A 25513-nucleotide genomic window follows, 5' to 3' on the forward strand; every position below is an offset into this window, starting at 1 on the left:
AGCAGTACGAATGACTGATATTATTGTCCCGACGCTCGGCGAATCTGTCTCCGAAGCAACTGTCGGAACATGGCTCAAAAAAGCCGGCGATGCCGTCAGCAAGGATGAAGTGATTGTCGAACTGGAAACCGATAAGGTTTCTGTCGAAGTCGCAGCCCCTGAAGACGGTGTTTTGTCTGAAATCGTTGCCGCTGAAGGCGAAACGGTCGGCATTGGCGCGCTTCTCGGTAAAGTTGGCGCAGGCGACGGCGCTGCGGCCGCACCTGCTCCTGCAGAAGAGAAGGCTGAAGCCCCAAAAGAAGAAGCGGCCGCTCCGGCCGCCTCCTCCGGCTCTGGTGACACGGTTGACGTTGAAGTTCCAGCGATGGGTGAAAGCGTCTCTGAGGGCACGCTGTCTTCATGGCTGAAACAGCCTGGCGACTCGATCTCCAAAGACGATATCCTTGTTGAAATCGAAACAGACAAAGTTGCTGTTGAAGTTCCGTCTCCCGTCGATGGCGTCCTCTCTGAGGTCCTCGTCGCTGAAGGCGAAACCGTCAGCATTGGTACTGTGATCGCACGCGTATCTGGCGGCGAAGGCGGTGCGGCAGCTCCTGCAGCAGCGCCTGCGGCATCAGCACCGGCTCCAACCGCATCTGCACCTGCGGCAGCTCCATCGGGCGGCGCGCCGGTCTCTCCATCTGTTCGCCGCATTGCAGCGGAGAACGGCGTTAACCCGGCAGAAATTCCGGGTTCAGGCAAAGGTGGCCGCGCCACAAAAGGCGACGCGCTCGCCTATCTCGAAAAGAAACCTACGGAAGCTCCTGCCATGTCATCTACGTCCGGCATTCAACGCGCAACGGGCCCACGCGAAGAACGCGTAAAAATGACCCGCCTTCGTCAGACGATTGCACGTCGTCTGAAAGAAGCGCAGGACACAGCAGCTATGCTCACCACGTTCAACGACGTGGACATGACCAACATCATGGAAATGCGCAAAGCATACAAAGACAATTTCGAGAAGCGCCACGGCGTGAAACTCGGCTTCATGTCTTTCTTCGTGAAAGCGGTTGTAAATGCCCTGCAAGAAATCCCGGCTGTTAACGCCGAGATCGATGGCACAGACGTCATCTACAAAAACTACTACGACATCGGTGTCGCGGTCGGCACAGAAAAAGGCCTCGTGGTTCCGGTTGTCCGTGACTGTGATGCGCTGTCTCTGGCTGGCATCGAAGCGTCTATCGGCGAGTATGGCCGCAAAGCACGTGATGGCCAGCTGACTATGCAAGACATGCAGGGCGGCTCATTCACCATCTCTAACGGCGGTGTTTACGGCTCTATGATGTCTACACCGATCCTGAACCCGCCTCAGTCAGGCGTTCTCGGCATGCACCGCATCGAGCAGCGTCCTGTCGCGATCAATGGCGAAGTTGTGATCCGTCCGATGATGTATCTGGCCCTATCTTACGACCACCGCATCGTTGACGGCAAAGAAGCTGTGACCTTCCTCGTTCGCGTGAAGGAAGCGCTGGAAAATCCTGAGCGTATGCTTCTCGGCGTCTAAGCGACCTGAAAAAAAAGCCCCGCTCATGCAGCGGGGCTTTTTTTATTCTCCCCACATGCGGGTGAGATTGGCGAGCGTCTTGGATAAGGTCAGAAGTTCCGGCGAATTCTTGTCATGTGACGCAAGAAGCTCCGCTTTGAGATTATCCAGATCGAATAGAATTTCCCGCTGATCACCAGACCGAATAAGGCTCTGGATCCAGCCAACACACACAATACGGCGTCCGCGCGTCACCTCTGCGACCTGATGCAGAGTTGTGGAGGGATAAATCACCAGATCCCCGCGCGCGCCTTTCACCGAATGCGTCATCCCGGCCATGTCGATATTCAGCTCACCGCCTTCATAGCTATCCGGCTCTGAGAGGAAGAGCGTGAATGAGAGATCAGTTCGCACGCGGCTGTCGCCAGCGCCCATAAAGGCGTTATCGATGTGCGTGCCATAGCCTCCGCCCTCACCCGTCTGGCTGACAATAAGCGGCGACCACTTTGCAGGTCGGGCAAAGGCCTGCACGACCGGATGCGTGCGAAGCGCAGTCTGCACAAGCTCGCGAAGCCGGGTGCCTGATCGCGTAGATAGATCAGCCTGACGATTTCTCTTCACCTCACGCGCGACAGCCCCTGCTGTTTTCGTGCCGTCTGCCCACATTAATTGCGGCAGGAGTTCAGCAACGCTGGCAAGGTCCGCCTCGTCCAGCACATTCCCGATAGTGATAGGCATCAGACCTCCTCATTTGTGATAATGAGTTGCATTATTGGATACATTAGGTTTATGTCACGACAAACGCAATTCGCCAGAGATTAGCAAGGACGATTACTGTGAAAACAGACACGAAACGTTGGACACGCCTCGGACTGACGGCTGCACTCGCAGGCACAACACTTCTCGCAGCCTGCGGAAACTCAGGTGAAGCCGGAGAGGCTGGCGAGCAAGGTGAAAACGCTGTCAGCACCACTGATGCCGGTGAAGCGGCAACAACCGCACGCGCACCATCTTACGCCGCTGCAGATGGCGGTGAAGGTGAAGGCGCCGGTGGCGAGGGTGAAGGCGCTGGTGGAGAAGGTGAAGGCGGCGAAGGCGAAGGCGGTGTTGCTGTTCAGCAAGCTGCGACGGACCCTGTCGTATTCCGTTCTGCACTGGCTATCACGGAAGCCCACGTGATCGCTGCACGCGATGCATACATTGCCGGTGAGACAAGCGCCGCTGGCGAAATGTTCGCACACCCGGTTTCAGAAGTTCTCTTTGATGTCGGCCCTTATCTGGAGCAGCGCGGCGTTGAGAACTTTGACGAACTTCTCCTGAATGCGTCTTCAGCCGTATTTGAAGGCGAAACAAACGAACAGATTTCAGAGCGCACAGACGAGATCATTGCGACGCTCCGCGCTGCAGCTGAAAAAGCACCAGACGACGGGTCATCCGAAGCACGCATTCAGGCTGGCGTGGCTGCCGACCAGATCGACCGCGCAGCCGTTATGTACACAAACGCGCTGCAGTCCGACTTCTTCGAGCCATATCTGGACGGCTACGGCTTCTATGAAGCGGCCAAAGCAGCATTCGCAGAAGAAGAAGCGGCTATTCGCAGCGAACTTCCTGAGGTTGCATCAGCAATCGATACAGCGCTGGCACAGCTGGGCGAAGCTTACGCAACCGTGGAACGTCCGGAATCAATGGACGCAAACCCTGCTGCACTCACTGCGACGTCATCTGCAGTATTGCTCGCGCTCGGTAACTAACGCCTGCTCTCGGCGGGCCATACCAACAGAGGTCATGGCCCGTCGCAGATCGCCGATAGCGCGATCCCTGAAAACTTTCTATGCTGACACAGCATGACGCTTTCGATCCTCCTCATTCTGTTTCTGGGTGCGTTTTTCGACGCCACGTTAGTGACCTGCTTCTTCGTCTTCGGAGAGGCTTTCTTCCTGATGGCCGGCGGCTTTGCCTACACCGACAATGACTGGCGGGGCGTGATTGCTGTTCTGGCCGGAGCCTATCTCGCAGATCAGACCGGCTTCTTCATCGGCCAACAAATGAAACCCTGGTTTCTACGGCTCGCAAGGTCGGGCAAACGGCGGCGAGACGCACTTCGAAAAACGCGCAGCCTCCTTCGAAAGCATGGCTGGAAAGCCGTTGCAGGCTCCCGCCTGATGGGTCCTGTCGCCTGGTTCATGCCGCCAATCTGCGGCGGTGCCGGTATGCCATGGCGCCGGTTCGCGATTGGCTCTCTCGCGGGCGTTGGTATTGGCGTGGGCATGTTTCTGGTGCTTGGTTACTTTAGCGCCTGGGGCGCGGACCAGACCAGTTTTGATGTGGACGGCTTCATCGAGCGCTATAAATGGGCGCTCCTGATTGGCGGTCAGGTTTTCTTCATTCTGACAGCGCTTATCGCACGCTTTGCGGCCCGCTTCTTATTCTCGAAAGTGTAAACTCGGCGACCTCTTTAGCCCCGTTTCGGGAGAGAAGTGGATCTGCAACTTGTTTCGCGAATGCTCTGGCTTCTTCGCTAAGCGCGAAGGCGAGCGCTGTTTCGATATCGGCGTGCGTGACTTGTCCTCGCTTTAGAGGCTTTGGCGCTACTCCGCCCCTCCAGAGCGCATCAGCATGCCAGAACTGATCAAGATGCCGTGGCATAATGATCTGCGGCACCCCCGCCCTCAGAGCCGTATCGAGTGTACCGGCGCCGCCATGATGAAGGATCGCCGCGCATTTCGGAAATATGCGATCATGCGGCACCTGGCCCACGATGACGTGTTGATCGCCTACGGGGCCATCCAGTTTTTTGGCGAGCCCTGCCGAGAGGATCGCCCTGCGGCCTCTTCCTTCAATGGCATCAAGAATAACACGTAGGTCTGCGGCGTATGCCTCAACATCCATCGAGCCAAGGCCGATGAAGACGGGCGGCGCTCCCGCTTGCAAAAAAGCTTCGATATCTGGCGGCAGAGCCGCACCGGACTCTGGCACAAGTGACGGGTATGGCTTCAACATGTCATAGGGCTGCCAATCGGACGGAGCATCAGGGATGAGAAACGGCGAAACGGTGGTTAGCCGCACCATATCAGTACGCGGCGTGCCGCGTGAGGCGCCAAGGTTATGTGGCGCGCGCAAGCCAAGCCTGCGCCTGTGCCCGCTCAGAGCTTTCTCCATGGCACGCTGCGCGCCCCAGACCATCGCATAGCCCGCTTTGTTCAGAAAGGAGGGCATGCCCGGCTTCCAAAGCATGGCGCACGGATAGTCTCGCGTAGCGCTGATCGCAGGCTGGTGTGCATTCAGGATGAAGGGAATGTCGTAATACTCGGCAACCATCTGGGCAGGTGCGCAGATGGAATTAGCCAGAATAACTTCAGCGCCTTCAGCGGCTTTCAGAGACGCTTCCACGGTTCTGTCGACATAGGGCGCGACCATTTCATCCCAGTCCCGAAAGAAGTTGAAGGGGTTCTTTAAGGTGCCCCTTTGTTCGGCCTCTTCATCCCATGCGGCGAGCGTAAAACCCTCTACCGCTTCAGCCTTGATCCCGCGCGCTTCAATCGCTCCGGAGTAGTCAGACGGCGAGAGTATGCTGACGTCTGCGCCCAGCTCTTTCAGATAATGCGCGACAGAAACGAAAGGCATGACATCGCCAAAACTTCCAAGCGTCTGGATTGAGACCTTCGTCATGTCAGGGCCTCGGGCGCGACGCTTACACGGCGAAGTTTATGACCTGATGGCGGCATAAGCGCGGCTGCCTGCGCCGTAACCTTAGGAGCGGCACCGCAGGCGGCAAAGAGCGACTGAAGCGCCTCGCAAGCTGCCGCCAGACGAGGCGCATTATCGGTCGGCAATGTCAGCTGAACTGTGCTTTTCCCGGTCTGAACGATACGAAAGTCCCTGATAGATCGATCCGTTCCTATAATAGCATTCCGGATAACATCTGGCGTAACCCTGACTATCTTGCCCTTTCCGGACACCAGCTGGAACACGTCATCACATCGCCCATGGACCGCCTTGATAACGCGATGTGGACGCCCGCAATTGCAGGGGCGTTTGGCCAGCTCCAGAACATCGTTCATGCGATACCGGACCATGATTTGCGTGGTCCGCGAGAAATCGGTGATCAAGGGTGAGACCAGAGTGTCAGAACCTTCGACGGGCACGAATTCAAAATGCACATGGTCTTCGATCAGATGAAGCGATCCCTTCTCGCAGCCGATAGCAAACAGACCTTCGGTCGCCATATAGATTTCGCGCACGATAACGCCGAACTGGCTTTGGATAATCTGCCTGTCCTCATCATCCAGAACTTCAGCGCCCGAGAAAATGCGGTCCGGAGATATATTCGTGTCGCTTTCTGCAAGCGCCCGCAGGAATTTGGGCGGAGCCACAATCACAGTCGGGCCGAAATCTTCCAAAGCGAAGAACTGCGCCTCAATACCTTGCGCCAGATCAAAGAATTGAAGTGCCAGATGCCGGCTTTCATTCGCCGCATCATAGAGGCGGCTGTTGGCTGGCAGAACGACTGCAACCCGGTGTCGGCGGGTCAGCACATCAGGCAAGGCTCGCGATAACATCACCCCGAGCCAGCGATAGCGCTCCGCTTCCGACACAACATAAAGCCCTCTATTGCCAGAGGTGCCAGTGCTCGCGCCAACGGCGTACCCTTCAGGCGCAGTGCCATTCTCAAAATGCGCCCATGCTTCTGCCGTGGTCATGCCGAGCCGGTTATAGAGCGCGAAGTCTGCCATGAGCTGCGCTTTGTCCATTGTCGGCCAGTCTTGCAGAGGCAGCCCACGACATCCGGCAAACGCAGACACTTTGCTCGCAGGACCATTGAGGAACCGCGCGAGCCGCCGCGCCTGTCTGTCCTCCAGCTCATCGCGGTACGCTACGGAGTTGAGACGCAAGCTGGCATCCACGAAAGCCGCCAAAGTGCCCAAAGATGCTTTCAGCGACATCAGCCCTCTCCCTCGGGATCATGACAGAGCTTCAGCTCGCCGCCAGCTGCGACAAAGGCACGAAGCTTTTCACGGGTGGCTTCGGCTGCCGCTTTGTCTTCAAGGATTTGCGTTGCGGGAAAGCCAGGTGCGCGACGTTCCTCTATCGCCTGCCAGAGCCACTCACTATCAGCCGCATACAGAAGCGGACGGTCTCCTGTAAACATCACACCCGTATGCCCCAACATGTGACCGGGCAAAGGTATGCCCAACACGCTTCCATCCCCGAACAGATCAAAAGCTTCGCCGAGGCCCATCGGCGCCTTGACCGTCTTACAATCCTGAAAGCGTACCAGCCGATCCGCAAAGTCGTCCGGCAAAAGTTCTTTGAAAAACCCGTGACGTATGCGCCGAAACCAACCTTTAGCGAGATAATGGTCCAGCGCTTCACCATCCAGCATAATGCGCGCCTTAGGATAGTCCCCCAAAGCGCTGATATGGTCTGCGTGCAAATGGGTTACGATGATCGTGTCCACGTCTGGCACGGCATCTGGTAGGGCATCTGACGTCAGCTTCGGTTTCAGGATGCTCGCATAAAGGCTGAGGAAAAAGCCGCGTCGGCCGCTATTTGTCCGCCTGGAATATCCGGTATCGATCAGGCATTTACCCGCATCAGGATGTTCAAACACGCCATAACGGACCGGTAAATGTCGCAGGGTTCGCGCACCATTTTTCATGATCAGCCATTCGGGCGCAGAAACAGTCGCGCTATTCTTAAACTCAGGCCTGATCATTCTGTCCGTCCCGCGAAGGTTTTTTCTAAGCCTTCATCAAAAGAGACTTTAGGCCTCCAGCCAAGAAGCTGTTCTGCCTTTTGGATATTCAAAGTCTGGCGGAAGGCAAAAAGGCCTGCAGAATAAGCCGTCACGGCAGGTTCCGGTCGCTTGGGTAGCATAGCGCAAGCGTGCTCTGAAGCAGTGGCAAACGTCTTCACCAGCGGCCATGGCACGCGGCGCCAGCGCACATCAATTCCGGCTTTTTCTCCTGCACATTCGGCGACCATTTTCACCGGCAAAGCTACCCCGCCTGAAATGTTGAACGCCTGTCCGCTAACAGATGATGGAGCCCCCATCGCGGCCAGAATGCTCTCGACGACATCATCGACAAAGGTGAGATCGGTTGCCGCCTCACCGCCTCTCATAAGGGGCAGAGGCCTTGTCTTCGCTGCCTTCAGCAATCTTGGCAGAAGCGCCGTATCTCCCGGACCATAAAGCCCGCGCGGGCGGAGCGTAACCGTTTCGAACTCGGACGCTTCGCTGACCAGATATTCCGCGCGACGTTTCGTGTCAGCATATGCATTCACCGGAGCCGGAAGCGGGTCGTCTTCCCGCAAACGGTCCTGATCGGCAAAGCGGAAATAAACGCTGGGCGAGGAAATATTGATGAACCGACGCGCGCTTACCCGTTCTGCAAGGCGCAAGGCGTTCGCCGTACCCGTTATATTCGCCCGCTCGAAATCTGCCGCCCGTCCCCAGGGCGAGGATAACGCCGCGGCATGCACGACAATATCACATGACTCGGGTCGCATATCGTCCGGAAGGTCTGCCAGATCGCATTGGAGCGTCGTCGCGCCAAGGCTTTGCAGGTCACTTAGCTTATTCTGATTGCGGCCAAGAGCGACAACTCGCACGCCATCGAGCAGCAATCGCCGTGTCAACGCTCCGCCGAGAAACCCCGTCGCACCTGTGACCAGAACAGTCGTCATGCGATTAGCGTTGCCCCGCCAAGCGAGACGCCCGCTGATGTGCCAATCAGAAGGATTTTATCCCCTGCTCCGATGCGCCCGTCACGGCGCGCCGTGTCCAGCGTCATCGGAATGGAGGCCGCTACCAAATTGCCGGTGTCTCGCACAGTCGAGACCACTTTTTCTCTATCGAAGCCGCATTTGCGGATCATATGCTCCAGTGCCAGCGGGCTCGCTTGGTGCGGGATTACGACATCGATATCGCCGCGTGACCAGCCGGACGCATCAAGCAATCTATCTATGAACTTGGGAAGCTTATTACGTGTGAGTTTAAACAAGGCGTGCCCGTCCATCCTGAAGAAGGCATTCTCTTCAAACTCATCCCGCGCCGAGTGAAAGTCATAACGTGTTCCGCCAGCACCGAGCGTACAGAACTCATACCCCTCAGACCATGTCTCCAGAATGACCTGATTGACCGCAATTCCTGATGCACCCTCGCCGACAATAAACGCCGCAGCGCCATCGCCAAACAGGCCTGCCGTCGCCGGGTCAGTGTCCCATGGCAGCGCTCTTGTTGCGACTTCGCTCGTAACCACAAGCACCCGCTTTGCACGACCTGCACTCACATAGAGAGAGGCGACATCGAGGGCAGCCACGCCAGAAAGACAGGTCGCATTGATATCAAAAGCAGGAATGGCGGTCTTGCGAAGCCCTAGCGCATCTTTAATCAGCGCCGCTGTAGCGGGAATCGGTTGCCGCCCAACAGCAGACGCAAACAAAATAAGATCGATATCGTCAGGATGAAGATCAGCGTCATCCAAAGCGGTCTGCGCAGCCTGAAGGGCGAGAGATTCCTGAGTTTCCGCTTCCGAGAGTACAGGCCGAGAGCGCACGCCACATTGCGACTCAAGCCAGCCCGACTTTCGCCCGATACGCCCGTCTATTTCTTCTGACGTAAGAAGCCGCCCGCCAGCGCGCGCGCCCGTACCAAGCAAAACAGGGCCCGTCATGATCTTCTCCACTATTTCCAATCAATAGAAAGTGATCGAACACTCACATTATTATATCTCTCAGGATATGACCAGAATTTTCTGAAATACTGCGACTGATGCTCGAAGAATGACAACGGAAAAACTAAAAAGCCCCACGGAATTAACCGTGGGGCCAAGGTAGTACGCTTGGAGAATAGCGTCCGGTGATCTGTTTGGGCCTGCCCGTGTCAGATCTCACACGCCTCGATACGTCGCTTCATCGCCGCAACGAATTTGGCAGCCGCCTGACCATCGATGATCCGGTGGTCAAAGCTGCAAGACAGGTTCATCAGCTGGCGCGGCTCAAACGCTTCGCCATTCCAGACGGGCGCCGTGCGCACCTTATTGACGCCGATGATCGCAACTTCCGGCGGATTAAGCACCGGCGTTGACGCGATACCACCCAGCGCGCCGAGAGAGGTGAGCGTCATGGTGGAGCCGACAAGCTCGTCACGAGATGCCGTGCCATCTCGCGCCGCTTCAGCAACATGACGGATGGCCGCTGCTGCTTCGTACACGTCTTTCTTCTGTGCATTGCCGATGACTGGAACCATCAGGCCTTTATCGGTCGCAACAGCGATACCAAGGCGAATTTCGTCATAGATATGCACTTCCTGACGATCGCCATTGTAAAGCGCGTTTACATAAGGCGCTTCCGGCACAGAGAGAACGAGCGCGCGCAGGATGAAAGGCAGAATGGAAAGCTTCTCACCTCCATCTGCCTTCGCATTCATCTCACGGCGCATAGCCTCAAGATCGGTGACATCGACTTCTTCAACATAGCTGAAGTGCGGCACACCGGGCTTGGCCTGATTCATCTTCTTGGAGATGGCACGGCGCATGGATGACAGGCGATTGACCTGAATTTTGCCATGACTGCTCGCGGCCACGAATGGCGCGGGCTTAGGCCCTGCCGCAGGCGCTGGGGCCGGCTTTGGCGTGGGCACAGCGGGCCCAGAGCCCGATGAAACTTCCGCTCGGATCGCAGCAATCAGGAACTGATCGAGGTCATAGTGGGTGATGCGGCCGCCAGCGCCCGTGCCGGCAACATTTCCCAGATCAATCTGCAGGGATTTTGCGCGGGCCCGAACTGCTGGAGACGTATGAACCTTAGACGATCCGGAAGACACTGCGGCTGACGCAGGCGCTGTTTGCGGAACGGACGGGGTTTGAGGCGCGGCCTGTTTCGGTGCTGACGTCTCTGCGGCTTTTGCAGGCTTCGCCGCCGCAGCAGGCGCATCGCCCTTCATATCGTCGATCTTGGCAAATTCTGCGCCGATCGCGACCTGGTCCCCCGGCTCACCGGATTTCCATGTCAGCTTGCCCGCATAAGGAGATGGCACTTCGATATTGGCTTTGTCGGTCGTGACGACAGCGATTGCCTGATCTTCGGCAATCGTATCACCAACCTCAACCAGCCATTCCACCAGTTCAGCCTCGGCAACGCCCTCGCCCACATCAGGAAGTTTGAAAATCTTTTCCATATCAGGCCTCCATGACCTGGTTCAGCGCTGCGCCAAGGCGTTTCGGTCCCGGGAAGTAGTCCCACTCCTGAGAGTGCGGATACGGGGTATCCCAGCCGGTAACGCGCTCCACTGGCGCTTCCAGCGCCCAGAAGCACAGCTCATTCACGATAGAGACAAGTTCTGCGCCATAACCGCATGTGCGGGTCGCCTCATGGACCACGACGCAGCGACCGGTCTTCTGAACCGATTGCGCAATCGTCTCAGTATCAAGCGGCACAAGCGTACGCAGATCGATCACTTCAGCATCAATGCCCTGATCTTCTGCGGTTTTCTTCGCGACATGCACCATAGTGCCGTAAGCAAGAATGGTAATATCCTTGCCTTCGCGCACGATCTTCGCCTTGCCGAGCGGTACGGTATAATGCCCGTCCGGCACTTCAGCGTCGTCATGTTTGGACCATGGCACGATGCTCTTATCGTGTTCGCCATCGAACGGCCCGTTATAAAGGCGCTTCGGCTCGAGGAAGATGACCGGGTCATTATCCTCGATAGAGGCTAGCAGCAGGCCCTTCGCATCATATGGCGTGGACGGGATGACCGTCTTCAGACCCGAGACGTGCGCGAACAAAGCTTCAGGGCTTTGAGAGTGCGTCTGGCCGCCGAAAATACCGCCGCCCGTTGGCATGCGGATCACCATCGGCGCCGTGAACTGTCCACCGGACCGGTGACGCAGGCGTGCAGCCTCGGATACGATCTGATCATAGGCCGGGTAGGCATAGTCGGCGAACTGGATTTCAATGCACGGACGCAGGCCATAAGCCGCCATTCCGATGGCCGCGCCTACAATACCGCCTTCACAGATCGGCGCATCGAAACAGCGGGCTCTGCCGAACTTTTCCTGAAGACCGGCTGTGCAGCGGAATACACCGCCGAAATAGCCAACATCCTCGCCGAAAACGACGACCTTTTCATCAGCTTCCATCGCAATGTGGTGTGCATCACGAATGGCTTCGATCATGGTTTTCTTAGCCATATCAGCCTTCTCCTGCTTCTTTGAGAGACTGGGCAAGCTGTTCACGCAGATGAGGCGGCATCTCCTCATATACGTCTTCGAACATGTCTCGCGGTCCTGGCTTATCGCCTTCGAGCAACGTACCGATGGCTTCAGATTCGCGCTGAGCCGCTGCAACTTCGTCCTCGATCTGGGACGCCATTTGCGCGTGACGATCTTCGCTCCAGACGCCTTTCGCGATCAGATAGCCTTTCAGGCGTTCGATCGGGTCACCCAGAGGCCAGCCATCAGCTTCGTCTTTCGGGCGGTAGGCGGACGGATCATCCGACGTCGAATGCGCGCCTTCACGGTAAGTCACATATTCAATTAGCGTCGGGCCAAGGCGCTTGCGTGCGCGCTCAATCGCCCATTTAGCGACCGCGTGAACCGCCAGATAGTCATTGCCATCCACGCGTAGGGACGGAAGACCGAAGGCGAGACCTTTAGAGGCAAATGTCGCCGCGTTACCGCGCGCAATGCCCTGATAGGTCGAGATCGCCCATTGGTTATTCACGATGTTGAGCACGCATGGCGGCTGGTATGTGGACGCAAAGACCAGCCCTGCATGGAAGTCACCTTCTGCAGTTGAGCCATCGCCGATCCAGCCCACGCCAACACGGTCATTGCCTTCAATCGCGGACGCCATAGCCCAGCCCACAGCCTGCACGAACTGGGTCGCCAGATTACCGGAGATGGAGAAAAAGCCGTGCTCTTTGGAGGAATAAAGATTGCCCAGCTGGCGACCCTTCATAGGGTCCTGAGAGTTGGAGAAGATCTGGTTCATCATGCTGGTCATCGGATAACCAGACGTGATGAGCAGGCCCTGCTGTCGGTAAGTCGGAAAGTTCATATCGCCAGGTTCCAGAGCTTTCTGGAACGCACATGCGACAGCTTCCTCGCCAAGCGCCTGCATATAGAATGAGGTTTTACCCTGACGCTGTGCACGCAACAAACGCGCATCCATGGTGCGCAGACGCATCATGTCTTTAAGGCCCTCAAGCGCCTCTTCGTCAGAGAGCGACGCGGCCCATTCGCCAACAGCTTCATTATCGCTGGACATCACGCGAATGATGGTGCGGGCGAGGTCCTGAATATCATCGGGGTGAACATCCACAGGCGGGCGGCGCGCCGCACCAGCCTTCGGGATAATCATTTCATCAAATGTTGGCTTATCGCCCGGCCTGAAGCTTGGTTCAGGGACGTGGAGATAAGAACGTCCTGTATCTGTCATTTTTCCTCCGGCATGCCTTATTATTTATCGGGGCTGGAAAGGTCAGAAATTGCGCTTCATCCGAAACACGAGGCATGACCGTTCGCCCGAGGCAAGCTTTGTGGAATATTTATACACCAATCAATTTATCAATGGAATACACGTTCTGCTTATTCGGAATAATAAGAGAAGAAATTGCGTATAGCGTTGAGCCGGCAGAAGGTTTTGCCAAAATCAAACACGGAAAACCAAGCGGCGGGAACAAAAATCCAGCCTGCCGTGACGGAATGCAATGAGCGAGAAATTGGCGCACCCAAGAGGATTCGAACCTCTGACCTCTGCCTTCGGAGGGCAGCGCTCTATCCAGCTGAGCTATGGGTGCTAAAATCAGCCATGATGTGCTGATATAACCGGCCCTGATTATGGCGGAAGAAGGTAAAACGCAAGTGACCAGCTGGACTTTTAGAGAAATTAGAAACGCCGTTTCAGCCTGGGTTGCAGCGCTTACGGTCTCGCTATCTTTCTCACCTGCGCAGGCTGCGCCAGCCGAATTTCTGGGTGATACCCGTTTTGAGATGAGCGGCCCCGCAATGTGGCTGATCGAGGACGAAGATACAGAACTGTATCTGTTTGGCTCGGTCCATGCGCTGCCACCGGAACTGGACTGGCGGCGCGACGAATTCATCGAAGTGATGAACACCGCTGACATCATTTTCTTCGAAACCACGACACGCGATTCCAGCGATGACTTTCTGGCCTTTTTTCGTATGGGGATCGCAGGGCCGGGCGAGTCCCTTCATGACGTGCTGGACACAGACCAGCTTGAACGTCTCGCAGAAGTTCTCGCTGACGTCGGTCTCGATCTGGAAAGCTTTCGCGGCCAGAAGCCGTGGTTTGCATCCCTGATGATCAGCTTTGCTGTCATGGACATGCAGGGCGCCGCCGCCGAGGACGGTGTCGAGGCGTGGATGGAGCGCCAGCTCTCTCTGGACCGCGATGTACGATCCCTTGAGAACGCGCTGGTCGTGGCCGAATCGTTTTCGGAGCTGACGACCGAAGAGCAGATAGACATGTTGATGGACGGACTCTCCGATGAAGAGCTTAGCGCACCAGTGGGCGAGAACATGCTGCGCGCCTGGATGAAGGGCAATCCGGACGGGCTTTATCGCGGCTCGTTCCGCGAAATGAGCGAAGAGCAGCCTGGCGTGTACGAGATCATGATTACGCGCCGGAATACCCAATGGGCAGAGACGCTTGATACGCTCATGGACGACCAGCCCGGCCGTATTCTGGTCGTTGTCGGCGCGGGCCATCTGGCTGGCCCGGAAAGTGTTATTCTGATGATGGAGGAGCTCGGCTGGGAGGCCGAGCAATTCTAAGGAAAACTGCTAAGCCGCGGCGTTTGCGCTGCTTGTCATAGAGACGAACACATCTTCAAGATCCGGTTCTTCAGTTGCGAGGTCCGCAATTGAAATGCCCGCCGCACGCACAGTTTCCATGACACGGCCAAAGCCGGTCTCGCTGGAGCGGAAGGTGATTGCCAACGTGCCATCAGGGCGCAGCTTGCACTCATAATCCTTCAGTGCCTCCGGAATGACCGTGACCGCTTCAGCTGGCTCAATGACCAGCGTCTTGTGATCCAGACGTTTCAGAAGCTGAGCCGTTGGCTCGCATGCGATGACTTCGCCATTATTGATAATGCCAATCTCGTCGCAAAGCTCTTGCGCCTCTTCCAGATAGTGCGTGGTAAGGATGATTGTTGTACCGGCCTTGTTGAGCTCCAGAACATATTCCCAGAGTGACCGGCGCAGCTCTACGTCCACGCCCGCCGTCGGCTCGTCGAGGATAAGTACTGGCGGCGCATGAACAAGCGCCTTTGCGACCATGAGACGGCGCTTCATGCCGCCAGACAGCTGACGCACATAGGCGTCGCGCTTATCAGCGAGCCCTACGGCAGCCAGAATCTCATCCGTGCGGCGCTCAGATTTTGGCACGCCGTAAAAACCCGATTGCAGCTCCACAGACTCAAACGGCGTGAAAAACGGGTCCATATTGATTTCCTGCGGCACCACACCGATGGAAGACCGCGCGGCGCGACCTTCGGTATCGATATCATGCCCCCAGATGCGAGCCGTGCCGCCAGACTTCGTTACGAGCCCGGATAGGATATTGATAAATGTCGATTTTCCGGCGCCATTCGGACCAAGCAGACCGAAGATCGAGCCCGTGCGGATTTTCAGGTCAATCCCGTTCAGCGCCCGTTTAGCAGGCAGTTTTCCGGAAGCCCGATAGGTCTTTTCAAGGCCTATAGCTTCAATTGCGTATTCAGGTTTTGAGGAAACTGAAGTCATTAGAGCTTCTTTCAAGATTGACGTAGTGAGCGCGCTCAACATACCTAGTGTGCAATATCCATTTCACAAACGCCACAGGGGCTAAAATTATGGTGAGTGAAGCAGAACTAAAGTCAGCGCCGGAAGTCCTGATCGTCGAGGACCATAAAGTGTCATGCGATGGCGGTGGTGGCGCACTCGGTCACCCGAAGGTCTGGTACGAAATGGGCGACGAGGACTATGTGACCTGCCGCTATTGCGACCGCCTGTTTATTCTGAAAGGGTCGGAGCACGATCCTAACGCGTAAAGCCAATCTGTCGGGGGGACAATTTGGAGGAAACTCAAGGTCGCAGTAAAGCGCAGACGATAGGGCTGGTTCTCGGCCCTGTTCTGGCGCTGCTCATCGGCTTGATACCACCGCCTGACGGCCTGCCGGTTGAAGGTCTGCGCGTGGGCGCCCTTTTGGTATGGATGGCCGTCTGGTGGTCTACCGAAGCCATCCCTATCCCAGCGACCTCGCTCCTCCCCCTCGTTGTCATTCCCATTATCGGAGCCGGCACTGCCGGTCAGGCTGCAGCTGGATACTCCAGCACAATCGTTCTTCTTCTGCTTGGCGGCTTCGTTGTCGCCATGGGCATTGAACGCTGGAATTTACACACGCGCATTGCGCTGAACATCGTCTCGCGTGCAGGCAGCCGACGCCGCTTTATCATTGCAGGCTTCATGATCGCGACCGCGCTTATCTCCGCGTGGATTTCCAATACAGCCACAACCATCATGATGGTACCAATTGCCATCTCCGTTGCCGCTGAAACCGGTGATGAGGAAGGCCATTTTGCGAAAGCGGTTCTACTCGGCATTTGTTATTCTGCAAGCATTGGCGGCGTTGCCACACCGATTGGCACGCCGACCAACCTGATCGCGATTGACTGGCTGCGCACCAATACCGGCGACGATATCGGCTATTTCCAGTGGATGATGTTTGGCGTGCCAGCCATGCTGCTGCTCATCCCGCTCGCCTGGTATGTCGTGACCCGCGGCCTGCCAAAACGAGCGCCGGGTTCGACTGCTAGTGACGGGCAAGCCGAAGTCAAAAAGCACCTTGATGCTCTGGGCAGTGTAACAGCGCCCGAAGCGCGGGTCGCGATCGTGTTCGGCATTGTCGCGACACTCTGGGTACTGCGCGTGCCGATGCAGGAATATCTGGCGCCCGTTCCAGGGCTTGGCTGGATTTCTGGTCTTAGCGATATGGGCATTGCTGCCTTCGGCGCTGTGATGATGTTCCTCATGCCTGCAGGTGGCGGAGAAAAGCGCACACTGCTGACATGGGATGAAGCCGTTCAACTGCCTTGGGGCGTTATCCTGCTCTTCGGGGGAGGCATTTCTCTCGGACAGGCGGTCAGCCGGACAGGGCTTTCAGAGTGGCTGGGAAATCTGCTCACCGTGCTTGAGGGCGCACCTGCGCTCGCCGTTGTGTTCGTCGTCGTGGCACTTGTGGTCTATCTGACCGAGCTGACTAGCAATGTCGCGACTATGACAACGCTTGCGCCGATTCTTGGTGCATTCGCGGTCGGGGTTGGTATTGCGCCGGAAAGCCTGCTTGGCCCGGCTGCCGTGGCTGCAAGCTGCGCCTTCATGCTACCTGTCGCGACAGCACCAAACGCCATCGTTTATGCGTCCGGCCATATGCATGTGAAAGACATGATACGGGCCGGATTCTGGATCAATATCGGTGCGGTTATCATCATCGCTCTGATCGGCACCTATCTGGCACCGCTCGCGCTTTAACGAAGCACGCGGCGCACAGCCAATGCGTTCGAGTACATCATTGCGAACAAGCAAATGATCAGCGCGCCAAGCAGTAGCGCGAGTTCGTCGAATCCGATTTCCGGCGCTCTGCGCAAACAAGCCGCGTAGTAAACATAAGCACTGCTACCAACGAGTGACGCCACAAAACCGAGAAGCGCCATCCGGCTACCCAAAATCAGAAGCACAGCTCCAGCAAAGCCTGTCCAGACGCCGAGCGCCTGCCCCGAAGACGCCCAATGCGGCATTATCGATACCAGAATAGCCTCATGAGAATTGGGCGGCGCTGAACGCGAGGCCACGAATTCAAGCGCGACATATCCAAACCAGATCAGCAGCAAGAAGCTGATCATCCAATCCTGAAACCGTGTTTCTGCGCGCGAGAGCATATCATCACACCCAAAATATGAAGCAATCGAAGGGTGAAATTATCCGCCACAGAGTTTGCGCGCGAGTTTCCGGAATCGTTAAAATCTGTGAACGAAGATTTCCGGAAGGTTAAGCATGAGGGCCCAATCGATCAGACCTCAACCGAGCACATCTTCCAGCTTGTCGCCAACATAGGAATAGATGTTCTCAATCTGCTTAGTGGACACCAGACCACCAGCCACTGAGGATGCGCCTGCAAACAAGGCGACAAAGATATAGGCCAGTGCGCCCCATATATGGTGGCCGAACCATTTCCTCTTTTCCTTCACCTCAGCCGGCTTGGGCTTCTCAGGTTCCGGCCAAAGCTGCGCCCGCAAGTCCTGCCCGCTGGCAGACCACCCTCTTAGCATTTCATTTCGGTTGAGTTGGCGCATGGGCATCACCGATAGCAGCGCAAGGTTAAGGCCGGTAAAATCCACCCCATCCAATTCGCGGCTTCAGAAAAAATCGGCAGGCGGCAAATTCAGCCGGAGGCTAGAATGGACCTTGGCGCAATTGTCGTTAATTGTGGGCGCTCTAAGGAATCACTCTGCATGACCGACAATTCTGCTCCTATCACCGAAGACAGCCATCTCTATCTGATCGATGCGTCCGGTTACATCTTCCGGGCCTTCCACGCTCTGCCGCCTCTCACCCGCCCGTCAGACGGCCTGCCGGTTGGCGCGATTCAGGGTTTTTGCAACATGCTGTGGAAGCTGCTGGAAGATCTGAAGGGTAATGAGCGACCAACCCATTTCGCATGCGTGTTTGATAAGGGCAGCTATACTTTCCGGAACGACATGTATCCGGACTATAAAGCGCAGCGTCCGCCCGCGCCGGAAGATCTCGTTCCCCAATTTCCGCTGATGCGTGATGCAGCACGCGCCTTCGGCACGCCCGCCATCGAGATGGAAGGCTATGAGGCGGACGATCTGATCGCGACCTACGCCAAACAGGCTGAAGCGGCTGGCGCGCGCGTCACAATCGTCTCGTCAGACAAAGACCTGATGCAGCTCGTCTCCGACAAAGTCTCGCTTCTCGACACGATGAAAAACAAGCGCATCAGCTTTGAAGAAGTTATGGATAAATTCGGCGTCACACCGGACAAGGTGATCGACGTTCAGTCGCTCGCGGGTGATAGCGTCGATAACGTTCCTGGTGCGCCCGGTATTGGCGTCAAAACAGCCGCGCAGCTCATCAATGAGTATGGCGACGTGCTGACCCTCCTCGAGCGCGCTGAGGAAATCAAACAACCAAAGCGCCGCCAGACGCTGATCGACCATGCCGAGAAAATCAAAATCTCCAGAGATCTCGTCACGCTGAAAACAGATGTGCCGCTCGAAACACCGGTTGAAGCGCTCAAGGTCAACGATCCCGACCCGAAAACGCTCATCGACTTTCTCGAGACGATGGAATTTCGCACCATCACGCGCCGCGTGAAGGAACAGTTCGAAGCCGACGGCGAGATCGAGCCTGCCGCTGAACGCGAAGGCATAGATACCTCGAACTATGACACGGTTATAACCGAAGAGGCGCTTCAGGGCTGGATTGAGAAAGCCTTCAAAGCAGGCGTTATCGCCGTTGATACCGAAACAGATGCGCTGAACGCCGTCTCCGCCAATCTCGTTGGCATTTCACTCGCAACCGGCCCCAATGAGGCCTGCTACATCCCTGTTGGCCATGTGAGTGTACCTGAAGGTCAGCTCGATTTCGGCGATACGGAGCGTCCGGAACAGCTTAAGCTTGAGCGCGCGATTGAGCTGTTAAAGCCATTGCTCGAGGCGCCTGAAATCCTGAAAGTCGGTCAGAACTTTAAGTATGACCTGGCTGTCCTGAGCCGGTATGGCGTTACCGTTGCCCCATATGACGACACCATGCTGCAGTCATTCGTGCTGCACGCAGGCATGCACGGGCATGGCATGGACGAGCTCTCTGAGCGCTTCCTCGGCCATACGCCCATCACCTTCAAAGACGTTTGCGGCACGGGCAAAAAACAAATCACCTTCGATCAGGTGCCGCTGGATAAAGCCACACCATACGCAGCTGAAGATGCTGACGTTACACTGCGCCTATGGCGAATATTCCGACCACTGATCATTCAGCGTCAGGTTACCCGCGTTTACCAGCGCATTGAGCGCCCGCTACCTGCCGTAATCTCCCACATGGAGCTTGAAGGCGTCAAAGTTGACCGCGACGCCCTCTCACGCATGTCATCTGATTTCTCCCAGCGCATGGCTGGGCTTGAGGCTGAAGCGCATGAGACTGCAGGCCGTGAGTTCAATCTCGGCTCTCCTAAACAGCTTGGTGAAATCCTGTTTGACGAAATGGGCCTGCCCGGCGGCAAGAAAACAAAGTCCGGCGGCTGGTCTACGGACGCCGACAAGCTGGAAGAACTGGCCGCTGCAGGCCATGAACTGCCGACAACCCTGCTAAAATGGCGCACGCTCTCTAAACTGAAGAGCACCTATGCCGACGCCTTGCAGCAGGCGATCAACCCGAAAACAGGGCGCGTTCACACGTCATTCTCTCTTGCCGTTGCGCAAACCGGGCGCCTGTCTTCAACCGACCCGAACCTTCAGAACATTCCAATCCGGACCGAAGAGGGACGTAAAATCCGTGAAGCCTTCATTCCAGAAGATGGCAATGTTCTGGTCGCGGCCGACTACTCACAGATCGAGCTGCGTCTGCTTGCGCATATCGCCGATATCGATGCGCTGAAATCAGCCTTCCGCGATGGTCTCGATATTCACGCCATGACTGCGAGCGAGATGTTTGATGTACCGATCAAAGGCATGGACCCGATGGTTCGCCGTCAGGCTAAGGCGATCAATTTCGGCATCATCTACGGTATCTCTGCATACGGACTGTCCAACCAGCTAGGCATCCCGCAGGCTGAAGCACGCGACTATATCAAAGCCTATTTCGAGAAGTTTCCCGGCATCCGCAAATACATGGATGCGACGAAGGAATTCGCCAAGGACAACAACTTCGTCCAGACAGTTTATGGCCGCAAATGCTGGGTACAGGGCATTAATGCCAAAAATCCGGCGCAGCGCGGCTTCGCAGAGCGCCAGGCGATCAATGCGCCAATTCAGGGTTCAGCCGCTGACATTATCAAACGGGCTATGATCGCTATGCCATCGGCTCTCGAAAAAGCAGGCCTGAAAGGCCGGATGCTACTGCAGGTGCATGACGAACTTCTGTTCGAATGCCCGGAAGCGGAAGCTGACAAGCTGATCGAAACGGCGGTAAAAGTGATGGAGAATGCAACATTCCCGTCTCTGCAATTGTCTGTCCCGCTTGAGGTCGAAGCGCGCGCAGCCGGCAATTGGGCTGCCGCACACTAATTTTTGGGAACTCTCTGGAATTCCAAGCGTTACAGCCCTAAGGGCTGCATCACATGGTGTCTCAGCCGAGTGCCGTGTTGGGTAGGTTATGGATAAAAAAATTCGCTTTCCAGGCGCTGATGGTCTGTTCAGTTTTCTGACAGCCGGCGCACATAACGCCTGGCTCGCAGCTATTATCCGATCCTCAAATGACGCCATCATTAGTAAGAAAATCGACGGCTCCATAACCAGCTGGAATCCTGCCGCTGAACGCATGCTTGGCTATACCGAAGAGGAGATGCTGGGCGAGTCTATCCGGAAGATTATTCCCGACCATCTTCAGAAAGAAGAAGACGAGATTGTCGCGTCTATCAAAGCAGGCAATCCGGTCGAGCATTTCGAGACAGAGCGCATTCACAAGAATGGAAAATCCGTCGCGATCTCAGTCTATGTCTCACCCATTCTGGACGAACACGAAAAAGTAGTGGGCGCATCTACCATTGCGCGCGACCTGTCTAAAGAGATTGAGAACCGCCGCCGTATCGAGGAAAGCGAATTTCGCTTCCGGATGCTGGCTGACAACATCTCCCAATTTTGCTGGGTGGCTGACAGTACCGGCCATATTTTCTGGTATAATAAACGGTGGTTCGATTACACCGGCACAACACCGGAAGAGATGGATGGCTGGGGCTGGAAATCCGTACACCATCCCGACCATGTCGACCGCGTTGTCGAAAAAATTCAGCATAGCTGGGATACCGGCGAAGACTGGGAAGACACGTTTCCACTTCGTAGCAAGGATGGCGAGTACCGCTGGTTCCTATCCCGAGCCAAACCGATCTATGACACGGACGGCAATATTGTCCGCTGGTTTGGCACCAATACCGACATCACAGAAGAGCGCGAGCGTCAGGAGCAAATTCGCTTCCTGATGCGTGAGGTCAATCACCGGTCCAAAAACATGCTCGCGCTAATACAGGGCATTGCCCGCCAGACAGGCAAGAAAGAACACCCTGAATTTATACGCAAATTCGAGCAGCGCCTTCAGGCTCTGGCTGCCAGTCAGGACCTTCTGACCAATATGGGCTGGCGGGGTATGACAATCGATGACCTGCTCGATTCCCAGCTCGGGCATCTGGCGGATTTAAAGGATATCCAGATTTTCTCCGAGGGCGAAGAGATACGCATTAACGCCCATTGCGCCCAGAACCTCGGCATGGCGCTACACGAATTGTCGACCAACGCCTCCAAATACGGCGCTCTGTCTACCGACGAAGGCAAGGTGTATGTGAACTGGTCGCTGGAACATCGCGACGGTGAAGACGCGCCGCGGCTTCGTATCAACTGGCACGAAGAGGGCGGCCCGCCCGTGACCGAGCCTGACCATAAAGGCTTCGGCACTACAGTGATAAACCAGATGTGCCGGAGCGCCTTTTCAGGTGAAGTAACGCTGGACTATCGCCCTGAAGGGCTGTTCTGGGAGTTAGTCGGCTCACCGGGACGCGGGCTCGATCTCACCTACGAGGAAGATCAGGCCTAAAGTACTATGTACATGCCGAGACGTTTGTAAAACTGCAGCGCCCCATTCGGATTATCCTTACGCGCACGCAGATCAACTTTCGGAATTTTGCGGCGTTCGAATTCGTGAAAGATGCGCTCCATCAGACAGCGGCCAATCCCCAGCCTGCGGTGCTCCGGATGAACGGCCAGATCCTTTACAAAGCCCGTCACCCAGCATTGGGCAAAGGCAATGACTTCGCCGGTTTCTATCGTTTCGATAACGAAACAAAGATCGGGGTCATACTCATCATCTTCGATGAGCATGTCCCACCATTCCTCGAAGGCGAGCACTTCGCCGCCGCCATCACGGAATGACACATTAAGAAGCTCTCGGCCCGCTCGCGCATGACGGGACGCGGTGAAGGGCGCAAACTGCATGCCTTTAGGCAACCGCAACACAGTGTTCTCGCGTTCGTTAATCAGCATGCGGAAGTGTATTGCATCGCTCATGCACCACCCTCCCCTTTACTGTCTGCCGATTGCGCCTTCATTAGGCTGCGGGCAATGCCACCCGGCAAAACCTGTCCGAGAACCGCAAGGCACTTGTTTACAAAGCCGGTCACAATCACGGCGCGGTTATTTTCAACTGCTCGCACACCGAGCTCAACGACGCGGTCAGCTGTCTGCCACATTAAGCCCGGTGTTTTGGACACCCGTGCACGCTGACCATTTACATCATGAAACTCGCTGAGCGTCAGACCCGGGCACAATGCAGTCACATGCACGCCGGTCCCTTCGGTTTCAGCGTTCAGAGACTCAGAGAACCGCATCAAACCGGACTTCACCGGCCCATAAAGCGTGTGACCCACGCCTCCCGGCAGAAAGCTCACCAGTGATGCGACATTGATAATCCGGCCATATCCGCGCTCGATCATGCCCGGCAGCAAGCGATGGCAGAACTCCAACGGCGCGGTGAACATAAGCTGGATGAAATTGCGCTGATCTTCCCAGCGGGTTTCGGCGAAAACGCCAGGCAAACCGAACCCGGCATTATTGATGAGAACATCAACATGTCGTCCCGCGCCCGACAGCTCTTCAAGAATACGTTCTGGCGCGTCCGGGTCAGACAGATCGCTCACAACTATCAGAGTCTCGATAGTAAACCGGGATTTCAAATCCGCAGCAATGTCAGCGAGACGGTCACTCCGACGTGCAACAAGCGCCACGTCAAAGCCTTCTGCTGCATAGCGTTCCGCAAATGCACGGCCAATGCCCGCCGAGGCACCTGTAATCAATGCAAGTTTACGCAAGCCGCTCGTCCCCCCTGCCAGCGTGTTCGCATATGCGCACAAAACACTTGTCGAACGTGATTTGCAATGCCAACTGAAGGGTATGTCTGGTGATCTGTATCACAATCGCGTTCTTGAGCTTGCAGCCGATATTCCGAATATCGGTGAACTTCATGCGCCTGATGGGAAGGCGCATAAGGTGAGCCGTGTGTGCGGGTCGGAAATCTGGATCGAGCTCGATCTCTCAGATGACGGCGAAATGATCGCAGGCATTGCCGTTAAATCGAAGGCCTGCGCGCTTGGCGCGGCAACGCTCAGCGTGCTCTCCGAACATGCCGTTGGGGCATCCGTCGAGGAAGTTTACGAAGCCCGCGATAAAATGCGCGCCATGTTGAAAGAAGGCGGACCACCGCCTGAAGGGCGCTTCTGGGAGCTCCGCCATCTGGAAGGCGTGCGCGATTATCCGCAGCGTCATATGTCGACGCTTCTGGCCCTTGATGCAGCGGTTGCGGCTATCGAAGACGCGCTGGCAAAACGTGAAGCCGCCTAGAAAGTATCGGGCCGTTCATCCACAACTGTTTTCACAGTCCAGCCTCTGATCATCCAGAAAATGTAGCCCGCCAGTATCAGACCCAACAATACGAACTCGGACACGCTCTTGATGAACATAAAATGTCTGAAGCCGTATGCATAATCGGCGTATCCAAGCGGCATACCGTTCAAGCCAAGCACAGCCGAAACGTACAACCAGCTCCCTCCAACGACCAGGATAAACAGAGCATGCACGCAGGCAATCGCTGTTTCGACGGCATTTGAAGGACGTTCGGACAATCCCGAAAGAACCGAGAACATCAGCAAGAGCAACGCGAGGAATGCGGAATGTTCCGCGGCTGACAAATAGACGGTATCAAGCAGCGCTGCGTCAGGGCCACTGTTTTGCAAGACGACCGAATGCAACCCGGCAGCCGCCAGAAACAAAAGAGCCACGGCGGCATATATAACCGAAACGGTACAAACCTTTCGCCGGATAAGCAGACAAACGCATGCGATGAAGACGCTCGCCGACAGAGCAGCGAGACAGACCAGCATCAGGTCCTCGTTCAGATATGCTCGACCTCCGATCACGGTCACACCAAGAATGCCGGGCGCGAAAATCAGGAGCAACGACACCAGCGACATACCGATCGAGACAGCGGGCGCAACGCGCATTTTCAGCTGAGAGATACAAACGCCGGCCAATATCGCCAATGGCATTGCCGCCATCAACGCACTGTAATGCGCCGAAATAAAATGGATCCAGGTATCAGTACCGAGCCGAGAACTTTCCGCATAATCTGTCGTAAACAGCTGAAGTCCGGGAAACAGCAACTCATAAGACATCACGCTCATAGCAATGATACCAACCAAAAGGCTGATCAGACCGACAATCAACGCAAGACGTCTCGCAAGTATCATTCAGATGTCCCCAGCCCCGTTCACTCGTGTATGTCATGACATGTTCATCCGTTTCTGTTAAGCAGCCCGCTCCATGGCTCACAAATACGCCCATATCGCCCCGGCGCCGCGCGCGCTTCTGGTCGGCTATAAAGCAACGCTCTCTGCAGCTTTGTTTGCCTTTGGCGTACGCTGTCGTCATGAGCCAACCTGTTCGGAATATGCTGCCGAAGCCTGGACAAAACACGGCTTCCTTCAGGGCGCACGCCTTGGTGCCGGCCGCCTTCTGCGCTGCCGCCCAGGCGGCACAAGCGGCTATGATCCGGTACCGGACGAATTGCCCGCTTTCGGCACGACACCAACAACAACCACAACCACGCGAACTTAACGCGCGTCCCGGTGCCATGTCTGCTGCACGCCGGGGCGCGTTAGCCCCTGCTATGTAGCCGAAAAATACCGGTCTAAGGGGGTGG

Annotated in this window: 25 protein-coding genes and 1 tRNA gene; 10 read left to right on the forward strand and 16 right to left on the reverse strand. The window is 56.2% G+C overall.

Translation table 11 applies throughout. From position 1 onward, the window contains the following. The first annotated feature begins 10 nt into the window (after positions 1-10). A complete protein-coding gene (gene odhB / locus P1U45_RS03380; protein WP_293607199.1) occupies positions 11-1543 on the forward strand; it encodes a 2-oxoglutarate dehydrogenase complex dihydrolipoyllysine-residue succinyltransferase in 1533 nt (510 codons plus the stop codon). Positions 1544-1585: 42 nt separating this feature from the next. On the opposite strand, the gene P1U45_RS03385 is transcribed toward odhB, so the two are convergent. Continuing rightward, positions 1586-2260 carry a Fe2+-dependent dioxygenase gene (locus tag P1U45_RS03385; protein ID WP_301057499.1) on the reverse strand — a complete coding sequence of 225 codons (675 nt, stop codon included), beginning with the start codon at positions 2258-2260 and terminating at the stop codon, positions 1586-1588. A 98-nt stretch (positions 2261-2358) separates the two neighbouring features. Between P1U45_RS03385 and P1U45_RS03390 the strand changes: the two genes are divergently transcribed. Both P1U45_RS03390 and P1U45_RS03395 read left to right on the forward strand, forming a co-directional pair. Continuing rightward, positions 2359-3273, forward strand: a complete 915-nt coding sequence (locus P1U45_RS03390; protein ID WP_301057500.1) for a hypothetical protein — start codon at positions 2359-2361, stop codon at positions 3271-3273. 93 nt (positions 3274-3366) lie between these two features. Continuing rightward, on the forward strand, positions 3367-3963 hold the full coding sequence (locus P1U45_RS03395; RefSeq protein ID WP_301057501.1) for a VTT domain-containing protein: 597 nt from the start codon (positions 3367-3369) through the stop codon (positions 3961-3963). Here the strand turns inward: P1U45_RS03395 and P1U45_RS03400 are convergent. The 9 genes from P1U45_RS03400 to P1U45_RS03440 all read right to left on the reverse strand — a co-directional run bounded on the left by P1U45_RS03400 (position 3920) and on the right by P1U45_RS03440 (position 13328). Beyond that, positions 3920-5191 carry a glycosyltransferase gene (locus tag P1U45_RS03400; protein WP_301057502.1) on the reverse strand — a complete coding sequence of 424 codons (1272 nt, stop codon included), beginning with the start codon at positions 5189-5191 and terminating at the stop codon, positions 3920-3922. The genes P1U45_RS03395 and P1U45_RS03400 overlap by 44 nt on opposite strands. Then, positions 5188-6465 carry a F390 synthetase-related protein gene (locus P1U45_RS03405; protein WP_301057503.1) on the reverse strand — a complete coding sequence of 426 codons (1278 nt, stop codon included), beginning with the start codon at positions 6463-6465 and terminating at the stop codon, positions 5188-5190. The genes P1U45_RS03400 and P1U45_RS03405 overlap by 4 nt, the downstream gene beginning before the upstream one ends. Then, on the reverse strand, positions 6465-7238 hold the full coding sequence (locus P1U45_RS03410) for an MBL fold metallo-hydrolase (RefSeq protein ID WP_301057504.1): 774 nt from the start codon (positions 7236-7238) through the stop codon (positions 6465-6467). The genes P1U45_RS03405 and P1U45_RS03410 overlap by 1 nt, the downstream gene beginning before the upstream one ends. Beyond that, positions 7235-8209 (reverse strand): NAD(P)-dependent oxidoreductase, encoded by a 975-nt coding sequence (locus P1U45_RS03415; RefSeq protein ID WP_301057505.1) that lies wholly within the window; start codon positions 8207-8209, stop codon positions 7235-7237. The genes P1U45_RS03410 and P1U45_RS03415 overlap by 4 nt, the downstream gene beginning before the upstream one ends. Continuing rightward, on the reverse strand, positions 8206-9198 hold the full coding sequence (locus P1U45_RS03420; protein WP_301057506.1) for a ketoacyl-ACP synthase III: 993 nt from the start codon (positions 9196-9198) through the stop codon (positions 8206-8208). The genes P1U45_RS03415 and P1U45_RS03420 overlap by 4 nt, the downstream gene beginning before the upstream one ends. Positions 9199-9407: 209 nt before the next feature. Beyond that, entirely contained in the window at positions 9408-10703 is a 1296-nt protein-coding gene (locus tag P1U45_RS03425; RefSeq protein ID WP_301057507.1) for a dihydrolipoamide acetyltransferase family protein, read from the reverse strand. Between the two features lies 1 nt (position 10704). After that, complete coding sequence (locus tag P1U45_RS03430) at positions 10705-11718, reverse strand: alpha-ketoacid dehydrogenase subunit beta (protein WP_301057508.1); 1014 nt, start codon at positions 11716-11718, stop codon at positions 10705-10707. A gap of 1 nt (position 11719) precedes the next feature. Beyond that, positions 11720-12967 (reverse strand): thiamine pyrophosphate-dependent enzyme, encoded by a 1248-nt coding sequence (locus tag P1U45_RS03435; protein WP_301057509.1) that lies wholly within the window; start codon positions 12965-12967, stop codon positions 11720-11722. A 284-nt stretch (positions 12968-13251) separates the two neighbouring features. Continuing rightward, positions 13252-13328: transfer RNA gene (locus tag P1U45_RS03440), tRNA-Arg, on the reverse strand. Positions 13329-13392: 64 nt separating this feature from the next. Here P1U45_RS03440 and P1U45_RS03445 point away from each other — a divergent pair. Further along, on the forward strand, positions 13393-14325 hold the full coding sequence (locus P1U45_RS03445; RefSeq protein ID WP_301057510.1) for a TraB/GumN family protein: 933 nt from the start codon (positions 13393-13395) through the stop codon (positions 14323-14325). A 9-nt stretch (positions 14326-14334) separates the two neighbouring features. On the opposite strand, the gene P1U45_RS03450 is transcribed toward P1U45_RS03445, so the two are convergent. After that, the gene (locus tag P1U45_RS03450) at positions 14335-15297 is read right to left on the reverse strand and encodes an ABC transporter ATP-binding protein (RefSeq protein WP_293609307.1); all 963 of its coding nucleotides are present in this window, start codon (positions 15295-15297) and stop codon (positions 14335-14337) included. A gap of 89 nt (positions 15298-15386) precedes the next feature. Between P1U45_RS03450 and P1U45_RS03455 the strand changes: the two genes are divergently transcribed. Next, positions 15387-15584, forward strand: coding sequence for a zinc-finger domain-containing protein (locus tag P1U45_RS03455; RefSeq protein WP_022693550.1), 198 nt, complete (start codon positions 15387-15389; stop codon positions 15582-15584). Between the two features lie 23 nt (positions 15585-15607). Beyond that, the gene (locus P1U45_RS03460; protein ID WP_293609308.1) at positions 15608-17065 is read left to right on the forward strand and encodes an SLC13 family permease; all 1458 of its coding nucleotides are present in this window, start codon (positions 15608-15610) and stop codon (positions 17063-17065) included. Here the strand turns inward: P1U45_RS03460 and P1U45_RS03465 are convergent. Further along, on the reverse strand, positions 17062-17472 hold the full coding sequence (locus tag P1U45_RS03465; RefSeq protein ID WP_301057511.1) for a hypothetical protein: 411 nt from the start codon (positions 17470-17472) through the stop codon (positions 17062-17064). The genes P1U45_RS03460 and P1U45_RS03465 overlap by 4 nt on opposite strands. A 138-nt stretch (positions 17473-17610) precedes the next feature. Beyond that, positions 17611-17886 carry a hypothetical protein gene (locus P1U45_RS03470; protein WP_293609310.1) on the reverse strand — a complete coding sequence of 92 codons (276 nt, stop codon included), beginning with the start codon at positions 17884-17886 and terminating at the stop codon, positions 17611-17613. Between the two features lie 159 nt (positions 17887-18045). On the opposite strand from P1U45_RS03470, the gene polA reads away from it, so the two are divergent. Both polA and P1U45_RS03480 read left to right on the forward strand, forming a co-directional pair. Then, positions 18046-20838 carry a DNA polymerase I gene (gene polA, locus P1U45_RS03475; RefSeq protein WP_301057512.1) on the forward strand — a complete coding sequence of 931 codons (2793 nt, stop codon included), beginning with the start codon at positions 18046-18048 and terminating at the stop codon, positions 20836-20838. Between the two features lie 88 nt (positions 20839-20926). After that, entirely contained in the window at positions 20927-22357 is a 1431-nt protein-coding gene (locus tag P1U45_RS03480) for a PAS domain S-box protein (RefSeq protein WP_301057513.1), read from the forward strand. Here the strand turns inward: P1U45_RS03480 and P1U45_RS03485 are convergent. Further along, positions 22354-22827: a GNAT family N-acetyltransferase gene (locus tag P1U45_RS03485; protein WP_301057514.1), complete on the reverse strand. Its 474-nt coding sequence runs from the start codon at positions 22825-22827 to the stop codon at positions 22354-22356. The genes P1U45_RS03480 and P1U45_RS03485 overlap by 4 nt on opposite strands. Further along, complete coding sequence (locus P1U45_RS03490; protein ID WP_301057515.1) at positions 22824-23627, reverse strand: SDR family oxidoreductase; 804 nt, start codon at positions 23625-23627, stop codon at positions 22824-22826. The genes P1U45_RS03485 and P1U45_RS03490 overlap by 4 nt, the downstream gene beginning before the upstream one ends. 82 nt (positions 23628-23709) lie before the next feature. On the opposite strand from P1U45_RS03490, the gene P1U45_RS03495 reads away from it, so the two are divergent. Beyond that, complete coding sequence (locus tag P1U45_RS03495) at positions 23710-24156, forward strand: iron-sulfur cluster assembly scaffold protein (RefSeq protein ID WP_301057516.1); 447 nt, start codon at positions 23710-23712, stop codon at positions 24154-24156. Here the strand turns inward: P1U45_RS03495 and P1U45_RS03500 are convergent. Then, entirely contained in the window at positions 24153-25061 is a 909-nt protein-coding gene (locus P1U45_RS03500; RefSeq protein WP_301057517.1) for a hypothetical protein, read from the reverse strand. The genes P1U45_RS03495 and P1U45_RS03500 overlap by 4 nt on opposite strands. Before the next feature lie 73 nt (positions 25062-25134). Between P1U45_RS03500 and yidD the strand changes: the two genes are divergently transcribed. Then, positions 25135-25428 carry a membrane protein insertion efficiency factor YidD gene (gene yidD, locus P1U45_RS03505; protein ID WP_051134738.1) on the forward strand — a complete coding sequence of 98 codons (294 nt, stop codon included), beginning with the start codon at positions 25135-25137 and terminating at the stop codon, positions 25426-25428. Positions 25429-25513 lie beyond the last annotated feature (85 nt).

The sequence above is a fragment of the Ponticaulis sp. genome (assembly GCF_029210165.1).
Classification (GTDB): Bacteria; Pseudomonadota; Alphaproteobacteria; order Caulobacterales; family Hyphomonadaceae; genus Ponticaulis.

Coding starts and splice junctions, on each gene's coding strand:
- odhB (WP_293607199.1), top strand. CDS start 11: ATGACTGATATTATTGTCCCGACGCTCGGCGAATCTGTCTCCGAAGCA.
- P1U45_RS03385 (WP_301057499.1), bottom strand. CDS start 2,260: ATGCCTATCACTATCGGGAATGTGCTGGACGAGGCGGACCTTGCCAGC.
- P1U45_RS03395 (WP_301057501.1), top strand. CDS start 3,367: ATGACGCTTTCGATCCTCCTCATTCTGTTTCTGGGTGCGTTTTTCGAC.
- P1U45_RS03400 (WP_301057502.1), bottom strand. CDS start 5,191: ATGACGAAGGTCTCAATCCAGACGCTTGGAAGTTTTGGCGATGTCATG.
- P1U45_RS03405 (WP_301057503.1), bottom strand. CDS start 6,465: ATGTCGCTGAAAGCATCTTTGGGCACTTTGGCGGCTTTCGTGGATGCC.
- P1U45_RS03410 (WP_301057504.1), bottom strand. CDS start 7,238: ATGATCAGGCCTGAGTTTAAGAATAGCGCGACTGTTTCTGCGCCCGAA.
- P1U45_RS03415 (WP_301057505.1), bottom strand. CDS start 8,209: ATGACGACTGTTCTGGTCACAGGTGCGACGGGGTTTCTCGGCGGAGCG.
- P1U45_RS03420 (WP_301057506.1), bottom strand. CDS start 9,198: ATGACGGGCCCTGTTTTGCTTGGTACGGGCGCGCGCGCTGGCGGGCGG.
- P1U45_RS03425 (WP_301057507.1), bottom strand. CDS start 10,703: ATGGAAAAGATTTTCAAACTTCCTGATGTGGGCGAGGGCGTTGCCGAG.
- P1U45_RS03430 (WP_301057508.1), bottom strand. CDS start 11,718: ATGGCTAAGAAAACCATGATCGAAGCCATTCGTGATGCACACCACATT.
- P1U45_RS03435 (WP_301057509.1), bottom strand. CDS start 12,967: ATGACAGATACAGGACGTTCTTATCTCCACGTCCCTGAACCAAGCTTC.
- P1U45_RS03450 (WP_293609307.1), bottom strand. CDS start 15,297: ATGACTTCAGTTTCCTCAAAACCTGAATACGCAATTGAAGCTATAGGC.
- P1U45_RS03455 (WP_022693550.1), top strand. CDS start 15,387: ATGGTGAGTGAAGCAGAACTAAAGTCAGCGCCGGAAGTCCTGATCGTC.
- P1U45_RS03465 (WP_301057511.1), bottom strand. CDS start 17,472: ATGCTCTCGCGCGCAGAAACACGGTTTCAGGATTGGATGATCAGCTTC.
- P1U45_RS03470 (WP_293609310.1), bottom strand. CDS start 17,886: ATGCGCCAACTCAACCGAAATGAAATGCTAAGAGGGTGGTCTGCCAGC.
- polA (WP_301057512.1), top strand. CDS start 18,046: ATGACCGACAATTCTGCTCCTATCACCGAAGACAGCCATCTCTATCTG.
- P1U45_RS03480 (WP_301057513.1), top strand. CDS start 20,927: ATGGATAAAAAAATTCGCTTTCCAGGCGCTGATGGTCTGTTCAGTTTT.
- P1U45_RS03485 (WP_301057514.1), bottom strand. CDS start 22,827: ATGAGCGATGCAATACACTTCCGCATGCTGATTAACGAACGCGAGAAC.
- P1U45_RS03495 (WP_301057516.1), top strand. CDS start 23,710: ATGTCTGGTGATCTGTATCACAATCGCGTTCTTGAGCTTGCAGCCGAT.
- P1U45_RS03500 (WP_301057517.1), bottom strand. CDS start 25,061: ATGATACTTGCGAGACGTCTTGCGTTGATTGTCGGTCTGATCAGCCTT.
- yidD (WP_051134738.1), top strand. CDS start 25,135: ATGGCTCACAAATACGCCCATATCGCCCCGGCGCCGCGCGCGCTTCTG.